16 protein-coding genes, 6 tRNA genes and 1 rRNA gene are annotated in these 20,216 nt (G+C 36.9%); 18 read left to right on the top strand and 5 right to left on the bottom strand.

Annotated elements, in window-relative coordinates:
* Positions 1-10 precede the first annotated feature (10 nt).
* From rrf to glmM, 11 genes are all read left to right on the top strand, one after another.
* A 5S ribosomal RNA gene (gene rrf, locus CCE82_RS11530) occupies positions 11-125 on the top strand.
* A 9-nt stretch (positions 126-134) separates the two neighbouring features.
* Positions 135-209 (top strand) — tRNA-Asn (locus tag CCE82_RS11535).
* A gap of 1 nt (position 210) precedes the next feature.
* A tRNA-Glu gene (locus CCE82_RS11540) sits at positions 211-282 on the top strand.
* A gap of 9 nt (positions 283-291) precedes the next feature.
* Positions 292-367 (top strand) — tRNA-Val (locus CCE82_RS11545).
* A 20-nt stretch (positions 368-387) separates the two neighbouring features.
* A tRNA-Tyr gene (locus tag CCE82_RS11550) sits at positions 388-471 on the top strand.
* Positions 472-475: 4 nt separating this feature from the next.
* Positions 476-550, top strand: a tRNA-Gln gene (locus CCE82_RS11555).
* A 3-nt stretch (positions 551-553) separates the two neighbouring features.
* Positions 554-626 (top strand) — tRNA-Lys (locus tag CCE82_RS11560).
* Between the two features lie 423 nt (positions 627-1,049).
* A complete protein-coding gene (gene rocF / locus CCE82_RS11565; protein ID WP_086429514.1) occupies positions 1,050-1,955 on the top strand; it encodes an arginase in 906 nt (301 codons plus the stop codon).
* A 220-nt stretch (positions 1,956-2,175) separates the two neighbouring features.
* Positions 2,176-2,982, top strand: a complete 807-nt coding sequence (gene cdaA / locus CCE82_RS11570; RefSeq protein WP_086429515.1) for a diadenylate cyclase CdaA — start codon at positions 2,176-2,178, stop codon at positions 2,980-2,982.
* The gene (locus CCE82_RS11575) at positions 2,983-3,915 is read left to right on the top strand and encodes a CdaR family protein (RefSeq protein ID WP_086429516.1); all 933 of its coding nucleotides are present in this window, start codon (positions 2,983-2,985) and stop codon (positions 3,913-3,915) included. It begins immediately after the preceding gene.
* Positions 3,916-3,942: 27 nt separating this feature from the next.
* Entirely contained in the window at positions 3,943-5,298 is a 1,356-nt protein-coding gene (gene glmM, locus CCE82_RS11580; RefSeq protein WP_086429517.1) for a phosphoglucosamine mutase, read from the top strand.
* A gap of 357 nt (positions 5,299-5,655) precedes the next feature.
* On the opposite strand, the gene CCE82_RS11585 is transcribed toward glmM, so the two are convergent.
* From CCE82_RS11585 to CCE82_RS11600, 4 genes are read right to left on the bottom strand one after another with little or no spacing between them, the layout of a single operon-like run.
* Positions 5,656-6,762 carry a mannitol-1-phosphate 5-dehydrogenase gene (locus CCE82_RS11585; protein WP_086429518.1) on the bottom strand — a complete coding sequence of 369 codons (1,107 nt, stop codon included), beginning with the start codon at positions 6,760-6,762 and terminating at the stop codon, positions 5,656-5,658.
* On the bottom strand, positions 6,762-7,196 hold the full coding sequence (locus tag CCE82_RS11590) for a PTS mannitol transporter subunit IIA (RefSeq protein ID WP_086429519.1): 435 nt from the start codon (positions 7,194-7,196) through the stop codon (positions 6,762-6,764). The genes CCE82_RS11585 and CCE82_RS11590 overlap by 1 nt, the downstream gene beginning before the upstream one ends.
* Positions 7,197-7,212: 16 nt before the next feature.
* Positions 7,213-9,240 carry a BglG family transcription antiterminator gene (locus CCE82_RS11595; protein WP_086429520.1) on the bottom strand — a complete coding sequence of 676 codons (2,028 nt, stop codon included), beginning with the start codon at positions 9,238-9,240 and terminating at the stop codon, positions 7,213-7,215.
* Positions 9,241-9,271: 31 nt separating this feature from the next.
* Positions 9,272-10,849 (bottom strand): PTS mannitol transporter subunit IIBC, encoded by a 1,578-nt coding sequence (locus CCE82_RS11600; RefSeq protein WP_086429521.1) that lies wholly within the window; start codon positions 10,847-10,849, stop codon positions 9,272-9,274.
* A gap of 930 nt (positions 10,850-11,779) precedes the next feature.
* On the opposite strand from CCE82_RS11600, the gene glmS reads away from it, so the two are divergent.
* The 6 genes from glmS to CCE82_RS11635 all read left to right on the top strand — a co-directional run bounded on the left by glmS (position 11,780) and on the right by CCE82_RS11635 (position 17,911).
* Positions 11,780-13,582 (top strand): glutamine--fructose-6-phosphate transaminase (isomerizing), encoded by a 1,803-nt coding sequence (glmS, locus tag CCE82_RS11605; RefSeq protein WP_086429522.1) that lies wholly within the window; start codon positions 11,780-11,782, stop codon positions 13,580-13,582.
* A 588-nt stretch (positions 13,583-14,170) separates the two neighbouring features.
* Positions 14,171-14,698: an antibiotic resistance protein VanZ gene (locus CCE82_RS11610; RefSeq protein ID WP_240507205.1), complete on the top strand. Its 528-nt coding sequence runs from the start codon at positions 14,171-14,173 to the stop codon at positions 14,696-14,698.
* A gap of 11 nt (positions 14,699-14,709) precedes the next feature.
* Positions 14,710-15,648 carry a hypothetical protein gene (locus CCE82_RS11615; RefSeq protein ID WP_086429524.1) on the top strand — a complete coding sequence of 313 codons (939 nt, stop codon included), beginning with the start codon at positions 14,710-14,712 and terminating at the stop codon, positions 15,646-15,648.
* Positions 15,649-15,827: 179 nt separating this feature from the next.
* A complete protein-coding gene (locus tag CCE82_RS11625) occupies positions 15,828-16,091 on the top strand; it encodes a hypothetical protein (protein WP_086429526.1) in 264 nt (87 codons plus the stop codon).
* A 111-nt stretch (positions 16,092-16,202) separates the two neighbouring features.
* Positions 16,203-16,982 carry an ABC transporter ATP-binding protein gene (locus CCE82_RS11630; RefSeq protein WP_086429527.1) on the top strand — a complete coding sequence of 260 codons (780 nt, stop codon included), beginning with the start codon at positions 16,203-16,205 and terminating at the stop codon, positions 16,980-16,982.
* 74 nt (positions 16,983-17,056) lie between these two features.
* Entirely contained in the window at positions 17,057-17,911 is an 855-nt protein-coding gene (locus CCE82_RS11635; RefSeq protein WP_086429528.1) for an HAD family hydrolase, read from the top strand.
* A gap of 219 nt (positions 17,912-18,130) precedes the next feature.
* On the opposite strand, the gene CCE82_RS11640 is transcribed toward CCE82_RS11635, so the two are convergent.
* The gene (locus CCE82_RS11640) at positions 18,131-19,036 is read right to left on the bottom strand and encodes a lytic transglycosylase (protein ID WP_086429529.1); all 906 of its coding nucleotides are present in this window, start codon (positions 19,034-19,036) and stop codon (positions 18,131-18,133) included.
* A 185-nt stretch (positions 19,037-19,221) separates the two neighbouring features.
* Here CCE82_RS11640 and CCE82_RS11645 point away from each other — a divergent pair, with 185 nt between their 5' ends.
* A complete protein-coding gene (locus tag CCE82_RS11645; RefSeq protein WP_086429530.1) occupies positions 19,222-19,926 on the top strand; it encodes a FadR/GntR family transcriptional regulator in 705 nt (234 codons plus the stop codon).
* Positions 19,927-20,216: the final 290 nt, after the last annotated feature.

A 20,216-nucleotide genomic window follows, 5' to 3' on the forward strand; every position in this document is an offset into this window, starting at 1 on the left:
AAATACTTAATCTGGTGCCAATGGCAAAGAGGTCACACCTGTTCCCATGCCGAACACAGAAGTTAAGCTCTTTAGCGCCGATGGTAGTCGGACTTACGTTCCGCGAGAGTAGGACGGTGCCAGGTTAAGATTATTCCACAGTAGCTCAGTGGTAGAGCTATCGGCTGTTAACCGATCGGTCGTAGGTTCGAGTCCTACCTGTGGAGCCATGGCCCCTTGGTCAAGCGGTTAAGACACCGCCCTTTCACGGCGGTAACACGGGTTCGAGTCCCGTAGGGGTCATTCATATATGGAGAATTAGCTCAGCTGGGAGAGCATCTGCCTTACAAGCAGAGGGTCGGCGGTTCGAACCCGTCATTCTCCACCATTTTAAATTTTATACATATCGGAGGGGTAGCGAAGTGGCTAAACGCGGCGGACTGTAAATCCGCTCCTTCGGGTTCGGCAGTTCGAATCTGCCCCCCTCCACCATTAATGGGCTATAGCCAAGCGGTAAGGCAACGGACTTTGACTCCGTCACTCGCTGGTTCGAATCCAGCTAGCCCAGCCATATGAGCCATTAGCTCAGCTGGTAGAGCATCTGACTTTTAATCAGAGGGTCAGAGGTTCGAATCCTCTATGGCTCACTTTTAAACCTTATTCCAAATGGGATAGGGTTTTTTATTTTTCTTCTTTAATCGTCCGTTTTAACTTAAGCGCATAAAACATCTTATACGCAATCATTCCTTATGAAATATTGACGACTCTCTATTCCTCAAAAGTGTGATTTCTTTTATTAACTTGATCACAGCTTCCATTTTCACTCAAATTATAAAATGAATAAAATTAAATGTTTCATTCATCAAAAATCTTATCGACCACATACAGCAGTTATAAAAATTCATTAAATCACATATAATTAAATAACTTGTGTCAAATGAATTTTGAAAACGCTTGAATTCGTTCGTATAAACAATTATTCTGACATTGTGCGCACATTAAATTGAATTAAAGGGGCAATTTGATGGTAGACACAGATCAAGGAATCATTTAAAAAGGGGAGACAACAAATGAATAAAATCATAGAGCTTATTGGTGCACCTACGACATTTGGACAAAAAAAACTAGGTGTGAATTTAGGTCCAGATGCCATTCGTTATGCGGGTGTATTACCGCGCTTGAAACGCATTGGTCATGAGGTGATTGATGCGGGTAACGTAGAAGCACCACCTGTTGATATTGAGAAGTTTATGTCTCAACAAGAGGGATTACAAAATTATGAAGAAATCCTTACTTTTTCTAAAGCACTAAAAGATAAAGTGTCAGAAAGTATTCGTCAGCAACATTTCCCAGTTATTCTGGGTGGTGATCATTCCTTAGCAATTGGTTCGATTTCAGGTGTTGCTGAACATTATGATCACTTGGGTGTTATTTGGTATGATGCGCATGGCGACCTGAATGTACCGGAAGAATCGCCTTCAGGTAATATGCACGGTATGCCATTACGCGTTTTAGCTGGTGAAGGTGATGAAAAGTTAGTTCAGCTTGGCGGTTTTGCACCAAAAGTGAAACCAGAAAATATTGTTCTTATCGGTATGCGAGATTTAGATTTTGGTGAACGTGAATATATTAAAAAACATCAAATTCGTACATATACAATGGCCGATATTGACGAGCGTGGCATTCGTCCGATTATTGAAGAAAGTATCGCCTATTTAAAAGATAGAACTGATGGTGTTCATTTATCGTTAGACGTCGATGCTTTAGATCCAAACGAAACGCCAGGAACGGGTACTAAAGTGTCAGGTGGTTTAACTTATCGAGAAAGTCATTATGCTTTAGAATTACTCAATCAATCAGGTTTAATTACATCTATGGATATTGTAGAAGTCAATCCTCTATTAGATGTGGAAAATCATACAGCAGAACAAGCTGTCGCACTTTTAGGTTCATTTTTTGGTGAAACATTATTATAAATGAAATAGACTTAAAATAAGAAGCGAGATAAAGATTGCAGAGGTGATCTTCATCTCGTTTTTAATATGCTTATGAGGTGGAAAAGAGGGAATTTGTAAAAATCGGCTGTACATTTACTTTTGGATATTTAAATCTGATTTATTTGTACTCCGATATGACAAACGCTTATTAACATTGGTATAATAAGGGACATGGGAATAGATTACCGGAGGAGATACTATGCAAATTTCACACCTCTTTGAAAATTTAAGTACGCTTGAGGTCATCACAGGTATTCTAGATTTATTAATTGTATGGTATGTCATTTATTTACTGATTACAGTCTTTAAAGGGACGAAAGCAATTCAATTATTAAAAGGGATATTATTTATACTTGTAGGTAAAGCAATCAGTGAATACTTACAACTCACAACGACTTCGAGACTTTTTGATTTGGTATTACAATGGGGATTCTTAGCCATTATTGTAATCTTCCAACCTGAAATTAGACGTGCGTTAGAACAACTTGGGAGAGGGAGCTTGTTCAAACGATACTCAACAACGTCTACAGTAGAAGTGCCAAAGTTAGTGGACTCAGTGTCTAAAGCAGTGCAGTATATGGCAAAGCGACGTATAGGTGCATTAATTGTATTTGAAAAGGAAACCGGTTTACAAGACTATATAGAGACGGGTATTCCGATGCATTCAGATATTTCACAAGAATTATTGACGAATGTCTTTATTCCTAACACCCCGTTACATGATGGCGCTATGATTATTCAAGGCGATAAAATTGCGACAGCGGCAAGTTATTTACCTTTGTCCGATAGTCCGAAAATAGCGAAGAGTCTTGGAACACGGCACCGTGCAGCAGTGGGGATTTCTGAAGTTTCTGATGCATTTACAGTCGTTGTATCTGAGGAGACGGGTTCAGTTTCTGTCACGTTTGATGGTAAATTGAGAAAAGATATTTCACCTGAAGTGTTTGAAGAACTGTTATCTGAGCATTGGTTTGGCTCACACTTTGGAAAGAAAGGTGTGAATTAGATGTTAGAATCAAAATGGGGTTTACGTTTTACTGCTTTTATTTTAGCATTGCTCTTATTCTTATCGGTGAATCATGTACTCGGTGATGCCTTCAATACAGACAGTGTTTCCAATGATGGGAATAAAACGATTAAAAATGCACCGGTTGAAGTGATTAACAATAATAAAAGTCTCTATATTTCTGGTGCACCTGATACGGTAGATGTAGAGCTGAACGGTCCGCAATCTAAAGTGTTACGTGCGCAAAAGACAGAAGATTTTAAAGTTGTGTTAGATGCTTCAAATATCCAACCCGGTGAGTATTCATTAGACTTTCAAGTACGAGGTTTAGATAAAGATATCAATTATCGTGTATATCCGAAAGAAGTGACACTCTCAGTTGAGAAAAAGGAAACAAGAACATATAATGTCGAACCGAATGTGAGTCCATATGTGATTGATCCGAATTTCAAAATTACAGATACATCGGTGTCACCACAAACTGTTAAAATCACAGGGGGCAAAGCACAATTAGATCGCATTGCATTTGTGAAAGCAAGTTTCCGTAACGAAAATAACATTTCAGAAAAAACGACGGGAGAAGCAAATATTTCTGTCTTTGATAAAAATATGAATAAACTGGATGTACAAGTCGATCATCCGACAGTTGATTTAACAGCGGAAGTGGAGCCTTATTCAAAAAAAGTTAAATTAGATGTATCGACAAAAGGTACACCTTCAGATGGCTTGAAAGTTTCAAGTATTGATTTGGATTCTGATACTGTTGAAATTTTTGGAAACCGTCAAGATTTAGAAGAGATTTCTGAAATTAGTGGTGAAATTGATGTGAAAGGTGTTTCATCTGATACAGAACGGGAAGTAAGATTAGACTTACCGAAAAATGTCACAAAAACATCACCAGAAAAAATTAAAGCAAAAATTAATGTAGAATGATGAATGAAATAAAAGGAGATATGATTTATGGGTAAATATTTTGGGACAGACGGTGTAAGAGGCGTTGCAAACCAAGAACTGACACCTGAACTCGCATTTAAGTTAGGTCGTTATGGAGGATATGTCCTCGCGCATAACGAAGATAAGAAACATCCACGCGTACTCGTTGGTAAAGATACACGTGTTTCAGGTGAAATGCTAGAATATGCGTTAATCGCGGGATTAGTTTCTATCGGTGCTGAAGTGATGCGTTTAGGCGTTATTTCAACTCCAGGTGTCGCTTATTTAACAAGAGAAATGGGCGCAGAATTAGGTGTCATGATTTCAGCTTCACATAATCCAGTTGCGGATAATGGGATTAAATTCTTTGGTTCAGACGGCTTTAAATTGTCAGACGACCAAGAAAATGAAATCGAGGCATTACTTGATCAAGAAAATCCAGACTTGCCGCGTCCTACAGGTACTGATATTGTGCACACATCTGATTATTTTGAAGGTGCGCAAAAATATTTAAGTTATTTAAAATCAACAATCGAAGTGAATTTGGAAGGTTTAAAAATTGCGTTGGATGGTGCACATGGTTCAACTGCAGCACTAGCACCATTTCTATTCGGTGACCTTGAAGCAGATACGGTAACGATTGGTTGCAACCCAGATGGTTATAACATTAATGATCAAACGGGTTCAACACATCCACAAACATTAGCGCAAAAAGTTGTCGACAATGAATGTGATTTTGGTTTAGCTTTTGATGGCGACGGTGACCGATTAATTGCTGTCGATGAAAAGGGCCAAATTGTTGATGGGGACCAAATCATGTTTGTGATCGGACAAGAAATGGCGAAAAATCAAGAATTGAACGACAACATGATTGTGTCGACAGTGATGAGTAACTTAGGTTTCTACAAAGCATTAGAAGCGGAAGGGATTCAATCTGATAAAACAAAAGTCGGTGACCGCTACGTTGTGGAAGAAATGCGCCGTGGTAACTACAATTTAGGTGGCGAGCAATCTGGTCATATCGTTATGATGGATTACAATACAACAGGTGATGGTTTATTAACAGGTGTGCATTTGGCAGCTGTTGTGAAACGCTCAGGTAAAAAATTGAGTGAACTTGCAGGCCAAATGAAGAAATATCCACAATCACTTGTGAACGTGCGTGTAACAGATAAATATGGCGTAGAAGACAATCAAGACGTCAAAGCTGTGATGGATGAAGTTGAAGCGGAAATGAATGGTGAAGGTCGTATTTTAGTGCGCCCATCAGGAACAGAACCGCTCGTACGTGTCATGGTAGAAGCCAAAACAGATGAAGACGCACAAAACTTTGCTGAACGCATTGCGAAAGTTGTAGAAGAAAAAATGGGCTTAGACGCTTAAATATAATGAACTCCCTTTAAACAAGCGTGATTGCACCTTGTTCAGAGGGAGTTCTTCTGTTTCAGAAACGTCTTTGATTTCATTGGAGCCATATCAAAAGGATAGAAAACTCAATTGTATCGCAAGCCAATCTAGTAGATTTAAAATATCTATCATCAGGAAGTGAACATTGAACATCCTATTCGACTGCCATTCATTGTACAATTAAATGAAGTCGAAATCCGTTGAGGTAAGTTCACTAGGTAATGCGATCCCACGATGGCAAACTTGAAATTCATCATTGTTATCAAATGAGCGAAATCAAAAGCTACAACGCATAAGAAAAAGCTGGGATGCATAATTCCCAGCTTTTAAATGCTATGATAATTTTTGATATTTGTTCGCAATGGCATGTGCTAATTTTTCGTCTAATTGCGCATGTTCTTGTAAAAATGCCTCAACACCGACTGCTTGAATACGTTCTTCTTTTTGAACGGCTTCTGGATCTTGTGCGTCTTTGTATACGAGTGCATAAGCTGCAAGTTGTGTTAACGCATCATGCGGTTCATTGGCTTCATATAATGCTTTCAAAGGCTTCATAATACGATCTTGAGGTCCTAATTTTCTCAATACACCACGTCCGACACGTTGAATGTCATCTGACAAATATTTGTTATGATATCTGTCGATGATTTTTTGACGATACGCCGCTTGTTCCTCAGCAGAAAAATCAAAAGTGTTCGTAATATAACGACTTGTTTCCGTTAATGTACGTTCTAATTCTTTCACGATATTTTCATCTTTGACCGCTTCTAAAATCGTTTGATGGCCGAAATATTGTCCAGCGTAGGCAAGGTAGGCATGACCTGTGTTCACTGTCAGCAATTTACGTTCGATGTAAGGTGTTAATGCATCTACATATTTCACACCGTCTAATTGTGCCCCGTGCCAAGTCGATTGTTCAATCACCCATTCATAAAAAGGTTCTACTGTCACATCTAAAATATTTTCATGATGTTGTAGAGGGACGATTCGATCAACAGCAGCATTTGAGAAATGGATGTTGTCGTCTAATGTTTCGACTTCATTTAAAATTGCCGTTTTCAGTGCATCTGTCGCGTTAATCGCATTTTCACAAGCAACGATGTTTACCGGCGTTGTGCGTGTTTTTAAAATAGGCGCTAATGATTTGGCGATGATGGGTAAAATATTCACGCCAACAGCAGTTGTAATCAAATCTGCTTCCAAAATCGCATTTTTCAACGCTTCTTGTTCTTCAGCAGAATGAATCGCATTGACGTTTTGAATCGTCGTCTTTGTTTGCGCTTCGTCAGCAAGTGTGACTTCATAAGCTTGTGCAGTTTTAAGTGCATTCACGATATCTGTATTGACATCCGCAAATGTCACATCAAAATGGTTGTCTGCAAGAATAAAACCGATAAAGCCACGACCAATATTACCAGCTCCAAAATGAAGTGCTTTCATTATGCATCCGCCTCCTCGAACACTTGACGAATGGCTTGTGGAGAATCTGCATTGACGATTTTTTCTACATTTTCTTCTTCACTAAATGTAATCGCGATTTGTGATAATAAGTCTAAATGTTCTCCATATTTACCAGCGATACCGATGACGACTTTCACTTCTTCACCGTTCCAATCTAAACCTTCTGGAATTTGTAATAAGGATAAACCTGATGCGAGTACTTCATTTTTTGCTTCGTCTGTACCGTGTGGAATAGCTAAAGCGTTACCCATAAATGTAGATACGATTTGTTCACGGTCTTTCATTGCTTGTACATAACCAGCTTTAACGACACCGCTTTCTACAAGAAGTTGACCCGCTTTTTCGATAGCTTCGTCTTGTGAATGAATTGATTGGTTTAATAAAACATTTTCATCTCTTAATAAGTTTTCCATAATAAATCGCTCCTCGTTAAATATGATTCAATGTGATAATACTTGTCTTAATCCATTGTTCAATGCGTTGTGAGTCATTCAGTGCATCGTCATCCTCGTCTAGTGCGAGTGACAACTGACCGTATATCTCACTGACGAGTCGTTGGAGCTGTGTATTTTCTGGTAAAAAGACACAGAACAACGTATCGACGGTTAAATCTTCACCGAAATCATAAGGTGTTGCCAAATGCCATACGCCGATGTAAGGTGTATCGATGTGTGGACTGATAAAATGTGGAATGGCGACATGAAATGGTGATAATACAAAAGATTGATTTTCATGACGTTCTTTCAATAGTTGTTGTATCGCAGTTAAATGATGCGTAATTTGCTTGTTATAAAGATGTTGCGCGATATCTTGCGTCCAATCAGTCAAATCAGTTTGTAACATTTCAAACGAATCTAACAGTTGTAAGCTTTCGCGCATCGCATCAATTTTTTGATTCACGACAGTTGTGTCACTGATATGCGTTACCGGTACAATAGTCGTGTCATTCTTACTTGAACGTGCTTCTGACATTTGTGGAAGCTGTTGATGCAAAAATGCAGAAGTTTTCGCAATTTCATGTTCAGGCAGTAGTGGATTTACCGTTAAATAAGGTTGATCTAAATCCAGTTCCACTGTAGAAATAATTGCGTCATACTGTGTGAGGTCATGCGATTGCAAGTCACTCACTGACATTTGCGTCGTACGATCAATCATTGGAAATGTTTCTTCTAATCGATTAGCTAAAATACGACTCGTACCAACACCGCTACTACATACGACTAAAACAGACGATGCGTGCTGGCGTTTTTGGACAGCGCCACCAAAATGCAAGACTAAAAAGGCGATTTCGTGGTCTGGAAAGTGCAGTTGTGGCCATAATCGAGCGACAGCATGTCTAACAGCTTGAAATAATAATGGATAAGCACTTTGAATACGTGTTGTCATCGGATTGTAAGTTTCGATTTTAGCGTGTATCCGGTTTAAGGCAGGCGTTAAGTGTAACAATAGGCCTTCTTTTAATTCATTGATATTGTTGAACTGTAGATTTGTCTCTTCTGCAACACTAGTGATTAACTGAGCGACTTGTGGTACGTTTTGTGATAGTTGTTGATCTTCTTTATCATTTTTTCGTTTTGAACCGCGTAAATGAATCGTGATAAAGGCGACTTCTGCTTGGTCAAACGTAATGCCGTAATGCTGTCCGAGTCGTTCAGAAATGTTACAAGCAATTTGATATTCTTCTGTCGCTTGAACATCTGCCATCGTGTCGTCATTAATAGAGACATATTGCTCATGGCGCATACGCTCAATACTTAACACGATATGAACAATCAATGCCAAATAGCTGGATTCGGTTAATGCATAGGGCAAATGATCTAAATCATCCATGAGCAAGCGTTCAACCTGGAAAATTTCTTTCATATCGACCATTGGCAATCGGTTATGATTTAAAGATTGAAAGACAAAATGGTTTTCAATGACCGAATAAACACTCGTACTGTCTAAGCGTTCCATCATCAGTTGGCTGAGCAGTTCGCGTTTATGCATCTCACTTCCATGAATTGAAACACCGACACCGCGCTTTCGAATGAGCTCAATTTTGAACTGATTCAAATCTTGTTCGAGCGCATCCAATACTTTACTGAGCTGTTGGAGTGACGCACCGATTTCAGAAGCTAAACCGACTTGTTTAACGGGTTCATTAGATTGAATTAATGCATATAAAATAATGACTTTTTGTTCTTCTGTGCTTAAATCAATGACGGTATCTTGACCTAATTCTTGTTGTAAACGTGTCATATTGTCAGCTGTACCGACCAAGAGGAGTCCTTGATTTTTAGGACGTTGAAGTTCTATTTCAAAAGGTGCGAGGGTGTCATCGAGATTGTTAAGCTCTCGATGCACCGTTCGCGAAGATACCCCTAATTGTTGCGCAATATCATATCGAGAAATAGGTAATCCTTGATTTTTCAGGAGTATTTCTAATATGTCTCGCTCTCTACGTCTGATATACATTAAGCAGATCACATCCCCATTACGTGATTTCTTATTCTTTATTCTCTTTTTCTTTAATATTTTTAATTAATTCTTCGTAGCGTGGTGAGTTTAAGAAATTATCTACAGAGAGATGGATAGCGTTAGGTACTTGTTTGATTGCACGGTCTGTCAATGTTTTTTGAGTGATGACAAGTTGTGATTCATTTGAAAGTTGGTTGATTGCTGTGTTTGTCACTTCAACATTTTCAATACCAGCTTTTTGGAACTTTTTACGTAACATACTTGCACCCATTGCACTTGAGCCCATACCAGCATCACAAGCGAAAATAATGTGATCGATATTGCTATAATCATGCGCTTCAACATTTTCAGTATCATATTTGTCTAATAACGCTTCTGGATCATCTTCTGCGAGTACATCATTTTGTTCAGTTGCAGTAGAAGACTCAGTTGTTGCAGTTGTATTTTCTGTAGTCGTTTTCTCGTCATCTTGGATAAATGTGTCACGCACACGAGACTTTTTGCCTTTTGTCGCTTCCATTTTGGCTGTTGCATCAGCAAGACTCGTTTTTGAACCTCTAGAGAATTTCAAAATGGCAGATGCGACGATAAATGTCACTAATGTTGATAAGAAAATACTTAATAACATCACCCAGTAACTGCCTTTAGGTGTAACAAAGAAATAAGCGAGAATGGAACCTGGTGACGCTGGACTAGTTAAACCAAAGTTAAATAAGCTAAATGTTGCCACACCTGTCATACCACCAGCCATTGCAGCAAAAATCAACAATGGACGTGCAAGAACGTAAGGGAAGTAAATTTCGTGAATACCACCGATAAAGTGGATAAAAGCTGCCCCGTATGATGTTGCTTTTTCTGTACCTTTACCAAAGACCATGTAAGCAAGTAAAATACCTAAACCAGGTCCAGGATTGGATTCAAGTGTGTAAAGAATCGAACGACCCGCATGACTTACTTGTTCAGTCGCGAGTGGTGTGAGAACACCATGGTTAATCGCATTATTTAAGAAAACAACTTTTGCAGGTTCAATAATGATACTTGCAAGTGGTAACAAGTGGTGTGAGACTAGGAAATCTACACCCGCACCGAGTATTTTCATCAAACCTTCAACAATCGGCCCTAAAATTTTGAAACCGAAAATTGTCATAAAGAATGCAAGGAAACCAGCTGAAAAGTTGTTGAATAACATTTCTAAGCCATTTGGTGTACGTGGTTGTAGGAACTGATCGACTTTTTTCATGAGCCAACCGACTAATGGACCCATAATCATCGCACCGATCAACATAGGTGTATCAGGGAATGCAGCGATGATCCCCATTGTTGCAGTCGCACCGACAATCCCACCACGTAAATCATGGACAAGGCGACCACCACTGAAGGCGATGAGTAATGGAATTAAAAATTTGATCATTGGGTCGACCATTTTGGCAAGTTCCTCATTTGGAAGCCAGCCATCAGGAATGAATAATGCAGTAATCAGACCCCAAGCAATGAACGCACCGATATTCGGCATGATCATACTACTTAAAAAAGAACCGAATGCTTGAACGCGTCGTTGAATTTGTTCTTTCATCGGCTTTTGTTCTGTTTTTTCTTGATTTGCCATCTGTTTGACACCCCTTAAAATAAAATGGTTTGTCTGTACATCTTAAAGCGTCAATAAGTCGTTTACAATAAAAAGAAAATGCCAACTTGTCACTTTGAAAATGCCAAAATTCATTTAGTCCTTTTTATATAGAAGAAAAAGGATCTTGGTTAAAAGACACTTTGAAAAATGAAACTAAAAAATTATGCTACAAAAGTAAAATGATGTTAGGGGAAAACAATTTGAAAGGTCTGAATATGTATGTGTAGGAAGAAAATTGACAAATAGTGTCATGAAAAACGAGGATGAAGAAGAAAAGCGTGTGCGAAACAATGACGAAAACAGTTGTTAATGACAATAAAGGGTGCGGCTTGTATTGAAAGCGCTTTTTCAAAAATATTGAGCAATCTCATCTAACACTGTTAGCAAATAACCTTTATTTTTTATAATTGAACAATACAGAATATCAAAACATTATAATAGAGTTCGAGACACGTCATATAAGGCAGATAGGCGTATTATCAATTTTCGGAAATATTGTATTTTTATTTGCAAATAAAGTTTCACTCATTGTACAATAGGTTATATTCTGAGAGAAGGAGGGTAGAGATGTGAGGCAGTACAAAGCGCCAGCGCAAGTGCAAAGTATACATTGATGACCTACATACTAAAGCAGAGTGTGTAGCAGATGGATAGGATGTATTTGTGGACGAGGAGGATAGTGATCGAATATGATCGGCGGATGCTATCCCGGATGTGGCTCATTCGTAGCTTACTGATTAAAACGACAGGGTAACTTGTTGGACAAAGTTAGTAAGATCGCCAATATTAAAAACAATAATTAGAGAGCGATGCTAATGCAATTTTCAATATTGAGCATGAAAACAGCATGTACCAATATGTGAAAAAATGTACAATAGCACCGTTATTTCAATGTGGAGGAATTTATTTATGTGCGGAATTGTAGGTTATATTGGTTACCAAAATTCAAAAGAGATTTTATTAAAAGGTTTAGAAAAGCTCGAATATCGTGGTTATGACTCAGCAGGTATTGCAACACGTAATGACAATGAAGTCACTGTCACAAAAGCGAAAGGACGTATCGCGGAATTACGTCGAGAAGCTGACAACGCAATCGATGGTCAAACAGGGATCGGTCATACACGTTGGGCAACACACGGTATTCCTAACTATGAAAATTCACATCCACATCAGTCAACAAGTGAACGTTTTACATTAGTACACAATGGTGTGATTGAAAACTATGAAGAGTTAAAAGAAACGTATATTCCTAATGTAACGCTCGTTTCAGATACAGATACTGAAGTTATCGTACAATTAGTTGAACATTTTTCAGAAACAGGCTTATCAACTGAAGAAGCTTTCACAAAAGTTGTGTCTTTATTACATGGTTCATATGCATTAGGTTTATTAGATCGTGAAGACAGTGAAACAATCTATGTTGCTAAAAACAAATCACCATTATTAGTCGGTATTGGTGAAAAATTCAATGTTATCGCTTCAGATGCTTTAGCAATGATTCAAGTGACAAGCGAGTATAAAGAATTAAAAGACCAAGAAATCGTCCTTGTTAAACGTGACGATGTTGTCATTAAAAACTTAGACGGTGAAGTTGTTGAACGTGACAGCTATATTGCTGAAATTGACGCTTCAGATGCAGAAAAAGGCATTTACGAACACTACATGTTAAAAGAAATTCACGAACAACCGGCTGTGATGCGTCGTATTATTCAAGAATATCAAGACGACAAAGGTGAGTTGAAAATCGACCCTGAAATTGTCAAAGATGTGAAAGAAGCTGACCGTATTTACATTATTGCAGCGGGGACAAGTTACCATGCAGGTTTAGTAGGTAAAGAATACATTGAAAAATGGGCAGGTATTCCAACAGAAGTCCACGTGGCATCAGAATTTGTATACAATATGCCATTATTATCTGAAAAGCCATTGTTCATTTATATTTCTCAATCTGGGGAAACTGCGGACAGCCGTGCTGTATTAGTAGAAACAACGAAATTGGGTCATAAGTCACTGACAATTACAAATGTTGCAGGTTCAACATTATCACGTGAAGCGGATCATACGTTATTGTTACATGCAGGTCCTGAGATTGCGGTAGCGTCAACAAAAGCGTATACAGCACAAATTGCGGTATTATCTATCCTTTCTCAAGTCGTAGCAACAGAGCGTGGCCGTAGAGCAGACATCGACCTATTACGTGAATTGGCAAAAGTGACAGCTGCGATTGAAACAATTGTGGACGACGCACCGAAAATGGAACAAATTGCGACAGACTTTTTAGAAACAACACGCAATGCCTTCTTTATCGGACGTACAATCGACTACAATGTGAGCTTAGAAGGTGCATTGAAGTTAAAAGAGATTTCATACATCCAAGCTGAAGGTTTCGCAGGCGGAGAATTAAAACACGGTACGATTGCATTAATTGAAGAAGGGACACCAATTGTAGCATTAGCGACACAAGAAGGCGTGAACCTTTCTATACGCGGTAACGTAAAAGAAGTCGTTGCGCGTGGTGCACATCCATGTATCATCTCAATGGAAGGTCTTGAAAAACCAGGTGACACGTATGTGATTCCTCACGTACACGAGTTATTAACACCACTTGTATCTGTTGTCACATTACAATTGATTTCATACTATGCCGCATTACACCGTGGCTTAGACGTGGATAAACCACGTAACTTAGCAAAATCAGTTACTGTGGAATAGAAAATAAAGTTATTCTTACGATAGCAAAAAGTTGTTCAAAAAAATGATATTGTTATTTAAAATGTAAAATGATTATTAGAATATTGAACAACTAATATCCGTTCGCTTATAATTAAAATAAGTGAGCGGATTTTTTAGTGTTATTTGTATTGATAACATCTTGACGGTGAAATTTTAAAACAGTTTTCATAATGGGATTTGTTTTATATAGACAATGTTCTCAATCAGAACGTGTTATTTGGATAGCTTATTGAAAGTATTTAATATTGGATAACACATTATTACCAATAACAACGCATACATAAACTGTGTAAAGAGTCTGAATAATGTATATGATGTTATGCTTATATCGATATTGCCTATTCAATGAAGCACATTGAAATTGAGGGATTATTTGGAAAGCACCATAGTTATCTAATATTAATATTTGTTTGAAAATACATGTATATATCTGAATTTAAAGTTTAACTTCAATAATTTTATTTTCTAACATATACAATAAACGGTGGTGTATATAACATTTTTTATGGTATGTATGTTTATTATAAAGTCTTATATTTTTTAACTGCTATGTCACCAGCATATCTTTTGTTTTTTATTCAACTACATTACAAATTTGAAGATACATTTGATGGTGGGATTTTTGGAATTCGATTTAATATTTTTGTATGGTTAGGTATATTGATTCTCTTTTTTGTAATATTACTTATTTTACTAAAGGGTGTTTTAATTTATCAATATACGAATTCTTCAACAAATCAAGTATTAGGTGAAGGAAAAGAGAAATTTAAAGAGAATAAATTAAAAGAAAGGAATGGCGATGTCATATCATTTCTTTTAGGTAATATTTTGCCAGCTGTTTTGATTATAGAGGAAGATTTATTTATAACCATACTAACGTTTTTAATTATACAAGTTTTAATATATGTTTTAGTTATAAAGAGTACAGATATATTTCCAAATGTTTTTCTAATCATACTAGGTATCGATTTATGTAAAACTGAAGATGAAAACTATGTGTTTACTTTTAAATCGAATAAATTCAAAGATTTTAAAGTTTATCATTTAGGAGAACCATTTAAGTCAAAGGTATATATTACAATGTATGAGAAGTGAGGTCTTTAATAGTGAGTTTAGAGAGAATTTATGTATGTACATCAAAAGCATCTAAGTTGTATAGAATTTATTTACTACAGACAGGTGATAATGAAAAAGATATTATATACAATACCTTTAGAAATGATTTACAACAAAAAATGGCAACAGAACATGAAATGCAAATTTTGAATGGGAATGCTTTAATAGAAGATATACCATATTATGTTGATTTTGATGAGATTTTAAAAGAAAGTTATCTATACAATTTTAAATCAGAAATAGAAAAATGTATGAATAACCAAGTAGTTAGTTTTATTCAATTCTCACATTTTAGTAATAAACCAGAAAGGGTAATTAATTTTGAAGAAAGCGAAGGAATAAAGTTTTTAATCGCACAGGATGAAAATTCACTTTATTTTTTATCAATTGCGAGAAATGCTGTAATAAAAAATAAACCTATTGTGTCTTTGTCAATAACCCGACATAGTACTGTGGTTAATGTACCTAAAGGGATTCAACTTCCACCTGCTGTAACAGCTCGATTAGATCGAAATACTAAAAGACTCTTTGTATATAACGTTAATAATTTTGAAAGTATGTTGACATTAAATGAAAATAGGAAAGCTAAATCACAAGCAACTATTAATAAGTTTATTACAGGAGAGTACACTGTTTCATCTGATAATTATAGGTTTTTAGGCTTGGATAATAACTTGGTTTCTCAAAAATTAAGTAGTAGTGCGAGGTCTATTCGAAGGTTGTCAAAATATAATATACCCGAAACAAGTCATCCAATTTCGCAGATTAAAAAAGCAGTGGAAAAACTTGATGAATCGTTGAAAGTTAATTTTGACGATAAGAATAAAACAATTACAATCACACCAGATTCAGCTAAAACATTTGTTGGAATCATACACAATAGCATTGTAGAAAGGTTGATTTCTGGAGAGGTTGAAATAGTTAATTAATATTTAAATTTTTTCAAATTATCATGACATCTTTTCTGTACAAATGACAGGGCCATCACATCTTTTAGAACTTTTATTATTTGAATAACCAAAATATGCGTATGCATAAGAGGGTATGGGATAACTAAGTTGGCTAGTGCGATCTGATGTAAATCAACTTGAGGGTAGAGGTGCTTTTGATGACACATTTCATTAACAACTATTATTTTTCACTCAATTTCGCAACGATGCTGGTGTTTTTTTCGTTGCCAATGACTCACTTGTATACGGAAAATGTATTGCTATACGGTATCATGACTATTGTGATTTTATTGAGTACGGTGGTGACTGAAATCACATTAAACAAAACGCATGATTTAAAAGCGAAGGCGAAAAAGATGTTATGGACAATGGTGCCGATGAATATCATTGTTTTTTCAGTGTTCATATTTTTTGTCTTTTAAGGAAGGCTAGGAAGTGTTTCCTGGCCTTTTTCTATGACTTTCTCCCACACTATTGGTACAATCCCCAAACTTTGCTATGATAAAGCTAATATGCAACATGGGGGTGGGCACATGTTATTTTCAATACAACAAGGTGCGAAACGTAAAAGTGGACGAATATTATTATCCGATATCAACTGGCAAGTCAACGAGGGAGAGTGTTGGTTGATATACGGCTTAAACGGTGCAGGTAAGACGACATTATTGAACATTATTAATGCCTATGACTTTCCAACAGCGGGTGAAATTCAATTGTTTGGCATGGTTCCAGGCAAACGAGGCTATTCAGCACATCACGTTCGTGAACATATTGGTTATGTGTCAGGTTCATTAAGAGATCGTTTTTCTGAAGGGGAAATCGTGCGTGATGTTGTACTGAGTGGCATTTTCAAATCAATCGGTCTATATGAACAACCGACTGATGCTCAAGTCCAAATGGCACGGGAAATGCTGGCATTACTCAATATGCAGGCATTCGAAGACCAATATTTTGGGTTGTTGTCTACTGGAGAGCAACAACGTGTGCTATTAGCGCGGGCTTTAATGAATGAACCGCCATTATTGATTTTAGATGAGCCCGCGAATGGTTTAGACTTTGTCGGTCGTGAACAACTGATGGCAACTTTATCACGGATTCGTCAACATTTTCCTCAAACAACATTGATTTACGTGTCACACTTTATTGAAGAAGTGACCGAAGATTTTACGCATGCTTTATTACTTAAAAATGGAGCGGTTCAGTCACAAGGGACTATTGAAACTGTTTTGACGGCTGAAGCATTGTCAAAGCTCTTTGATATGCCAGTTGCATTGTATCATCATCACGGCCGTTATCAAATTGTAAAAGTTTAGAAAGATGATTGTTGCGCCGCGAAGTATTTGGTGACACAATGAATTTATAATTTATGAATGAAAGGACAGTAACTATGCAAAACGTGAAAGCAATCTTTTTAGATATGGATGGCACGATTCTCCATAGTAACAACAGAGCTTCTGAGGAAACAGCACAGATTTTAAACCAATTACGTGAACAAGGGTATAAAGTGTTTTTGGCGACAGGACGTGCGTACGAAGAGATTCACTTGCTTATTCCAGATGATCTTGAGTTTGATGGTATCATTTCTTCAAATGGCACACTTGGACATATTGGAGAAGCGGTGTTGTTTGAACATGACTTAAGTGTTGAAGCGGTCAAAAGTATTGTAGCAACGGCACAACAAGATGGGGTGTATTACGAAGTTTTCCCATTTAGTGAACCGAGATTTGCTTTAGAACAAGATCAAGCGTGGATGTTACGAATGATAGAAGGTGACAAACCGGAAACTGTACACCGCAGCGAGTGGCTTTCTCGACATGAAGCAATTGAAGGGAAATTAACATGGAGAGCTAAAATTCCAACTGAAATGGGCTTCTCAAAAATTTATTTATTCCATCCTGATTTAGCACATATTCAACAATTTCGTGAAAAGATGATGCAACAGTCAGAAACACTGAATATTGAAGTGTCAAACTCCACACCAAATAATGTGGAAACGATGGCGTATCAGATTAATAAAGGAACAGGCATCGAGGAAATGTGTGCGCATTACAATATTGCAATGTCTGATACATTAGTAATTGGGGATAGTGATAATGATCGCACGATGTTTGAAAAAGGTGCAGTCACTGTGGCGATGACTAATGCAGCTCCCCATATTAAAGAAATGACTGATTATGAAACGGATTTCGATAATAATGCGGATGGGGCAGCACAATTTCTTAAAAAGCATTTATTGAAATAAGAACTTGAAATCATACACCTCAAAAATAAAAAAACATCAAACAACTTCAGACGATTGTTTGATGTTTTTTTACGTGAAAAGAGCCTGAGACATTATGTTTTCCCAGGCCCTATTCTTTATGGACATATATAGGTTAATGATAAAAGTTTTTGTTTATCGATATAACATTTTTAATACATTGATTCTATGCATGATGCAGTTGGTTTCAAACACTACATTTTAAACATGTTCTTCTTTACGACCGCGGCGCACAAAGTATTGTACGACTGTTCCGATAATAAGGAAATAAATGAAATAGCGAATCAGTAAAAAGACAACATTTAAAATCATTAATAAAGTATAAGCCAAGTTTTGTGACATATGTGCGAGACTTTGCTGAATTAAGAAGTTGATTGGCTCATTTAAAATAATAAAGATTAAGTTCAGTAATAAAATACCGATTAAGAAGCGGAAAAATGTCTTCTTACCGTTTTTAATGCCTGACCATGCTTCTTTAAAGTGTATTTTCATTGTTCTTGATGCATCTTCATTAAGTGATACAGCGACGTTTGTAATGAAAAGTGCCGCAAACCAAATAACAATGCTTAGTACGAATGAAATGAGCACGATAAGTATGCTGACAATTACTTGTAACACGCCTTGTCCGATACCTGTTCCACTTATCCAATTGAAAATATGTTGGACGATGTATGTCATGCCTGCGTTCACTAAAGCATAAATGATTGCCATGAGTACGATAAAGAGTAATAGCAAAATGCCTACGATAACAGATTTACCCCAAACACCTTTTTTAAATGCGCCAAATAAATCTTTCCAACGTACGTGGGTCGTATCTGAAATGCCGTGATAAATCGCTCTAATGACACCAACGAAAAATGGGAAAATCAGCATCGTAAATAAACAAATCGTTAAAATAATTGCACCAACCATCATTAAAATCAAGGTTGTTAAATTTTGCTGTCCTGTTAGCAACGACATTTGCCACACTTGTAGTAAGAGTGTGTATGGTGACATTGCTAATACGGTAAGTAATAATAAAATTGCAAAACCAATTAAAGTAATCGCAAATAATTTAGGTTTTTGATTTTGCGTATTGTGCCAGAATAGTTTGGTAAATGTAAACAACTGTGAGCACTCCTTTCACATACTAACCACATTATCAAAAAACTGTATACTTTGAAAATAAAAATGGTCATGAATTGAATCAATTTATTTCATATACTCAAAAATATTGTGAAGAGATGTCAGAATAACCAAGAGAAACCACTGTTTTTCTGATAAAATAATGTCGAAGGGTTGTGGAGGCGTACATGAAGATTTCGAATCAAAAAATATACGAGCAAATTGCAGATATTTTAATCCAACAAATTGAAGAAGGTGTGTTGAAAGAGGGAGACCGTTTACCTTCTATACAAAAGTTGGCTGAAGAATATGGGGTAAGTAATGCGTCCATTAGAGAGGCACTGAATGCATTACGAATTATTGGATTAATTGATATTAAACATGGCTATGGCACTTTCGTTAAGCAGAAGCAGCCGTTACTTTTTGACTTTACCTCGCAAGCATTAACACAAAAAAGGGTGCGTGAAATATTAGAATTACGAGAAGTTGTAGAAGTTGCGACGGCACGATTTGCTGCATTAAGACGAACAGAAAAAGACATTCAAGTCATGGAAGAAGCTTTAGATGAGATGAATAGAGCGATTGAACGCCATCAATCAGGCGAAGAAGCAGATTTGAAATTTCATCTTGCTATTGCTAAAGCGTCGGACAATCATTTGTTATATGAGTTGTTGAACAATATTGCCGATTTAATCCAACACACGATGAAAGGGACGCGACATATCTATATTTATAGTCGACAAAAGACGATGGAAAAACTGATGGACGAACATCGTGTCATTTTAGAGGCAATTAAAAATAAAGACAGTGCAGCATCTTCAAATTTGATGACGGTTCACTTAGCAGAAATTCGTCAAACACTTGTTGAGAACTATATCGTCAACGAACATTAATTCATCATGACGATGTGGATACATTGAAGTTAAAGTGCTTCAGATTTTGGAAAATGGTAGACTTTCTAAAATCTGAAGCGCTTTTATTTTAGATGTGTTACAATGACAATAGATTATTGTGCTATTTTGTTGGGGCATAGGCATCAAGTGTCATGTACTAGCAAAGTACTTTTGTGTGATACAAGAGTAGGTGATAGCTAAATTGAAAACATGCTGATATGTAAGCTGAATTCAGTTGAAGTTATCCTTGTCGGGATGGGACGACGAAATCTTTTAAAAGCTGGATTTCA

It is taken from the genome of Staphylococcus cornubiensis (assembly GCF_900183575.1).
In the GTDB taxonomy this organism is placed as follows: Bacteria; Bacillota; Bacilli; order Staphylococcales; family Staphylococcaceae; genus Staphylococcus; species Staphylococcus cornubiensis.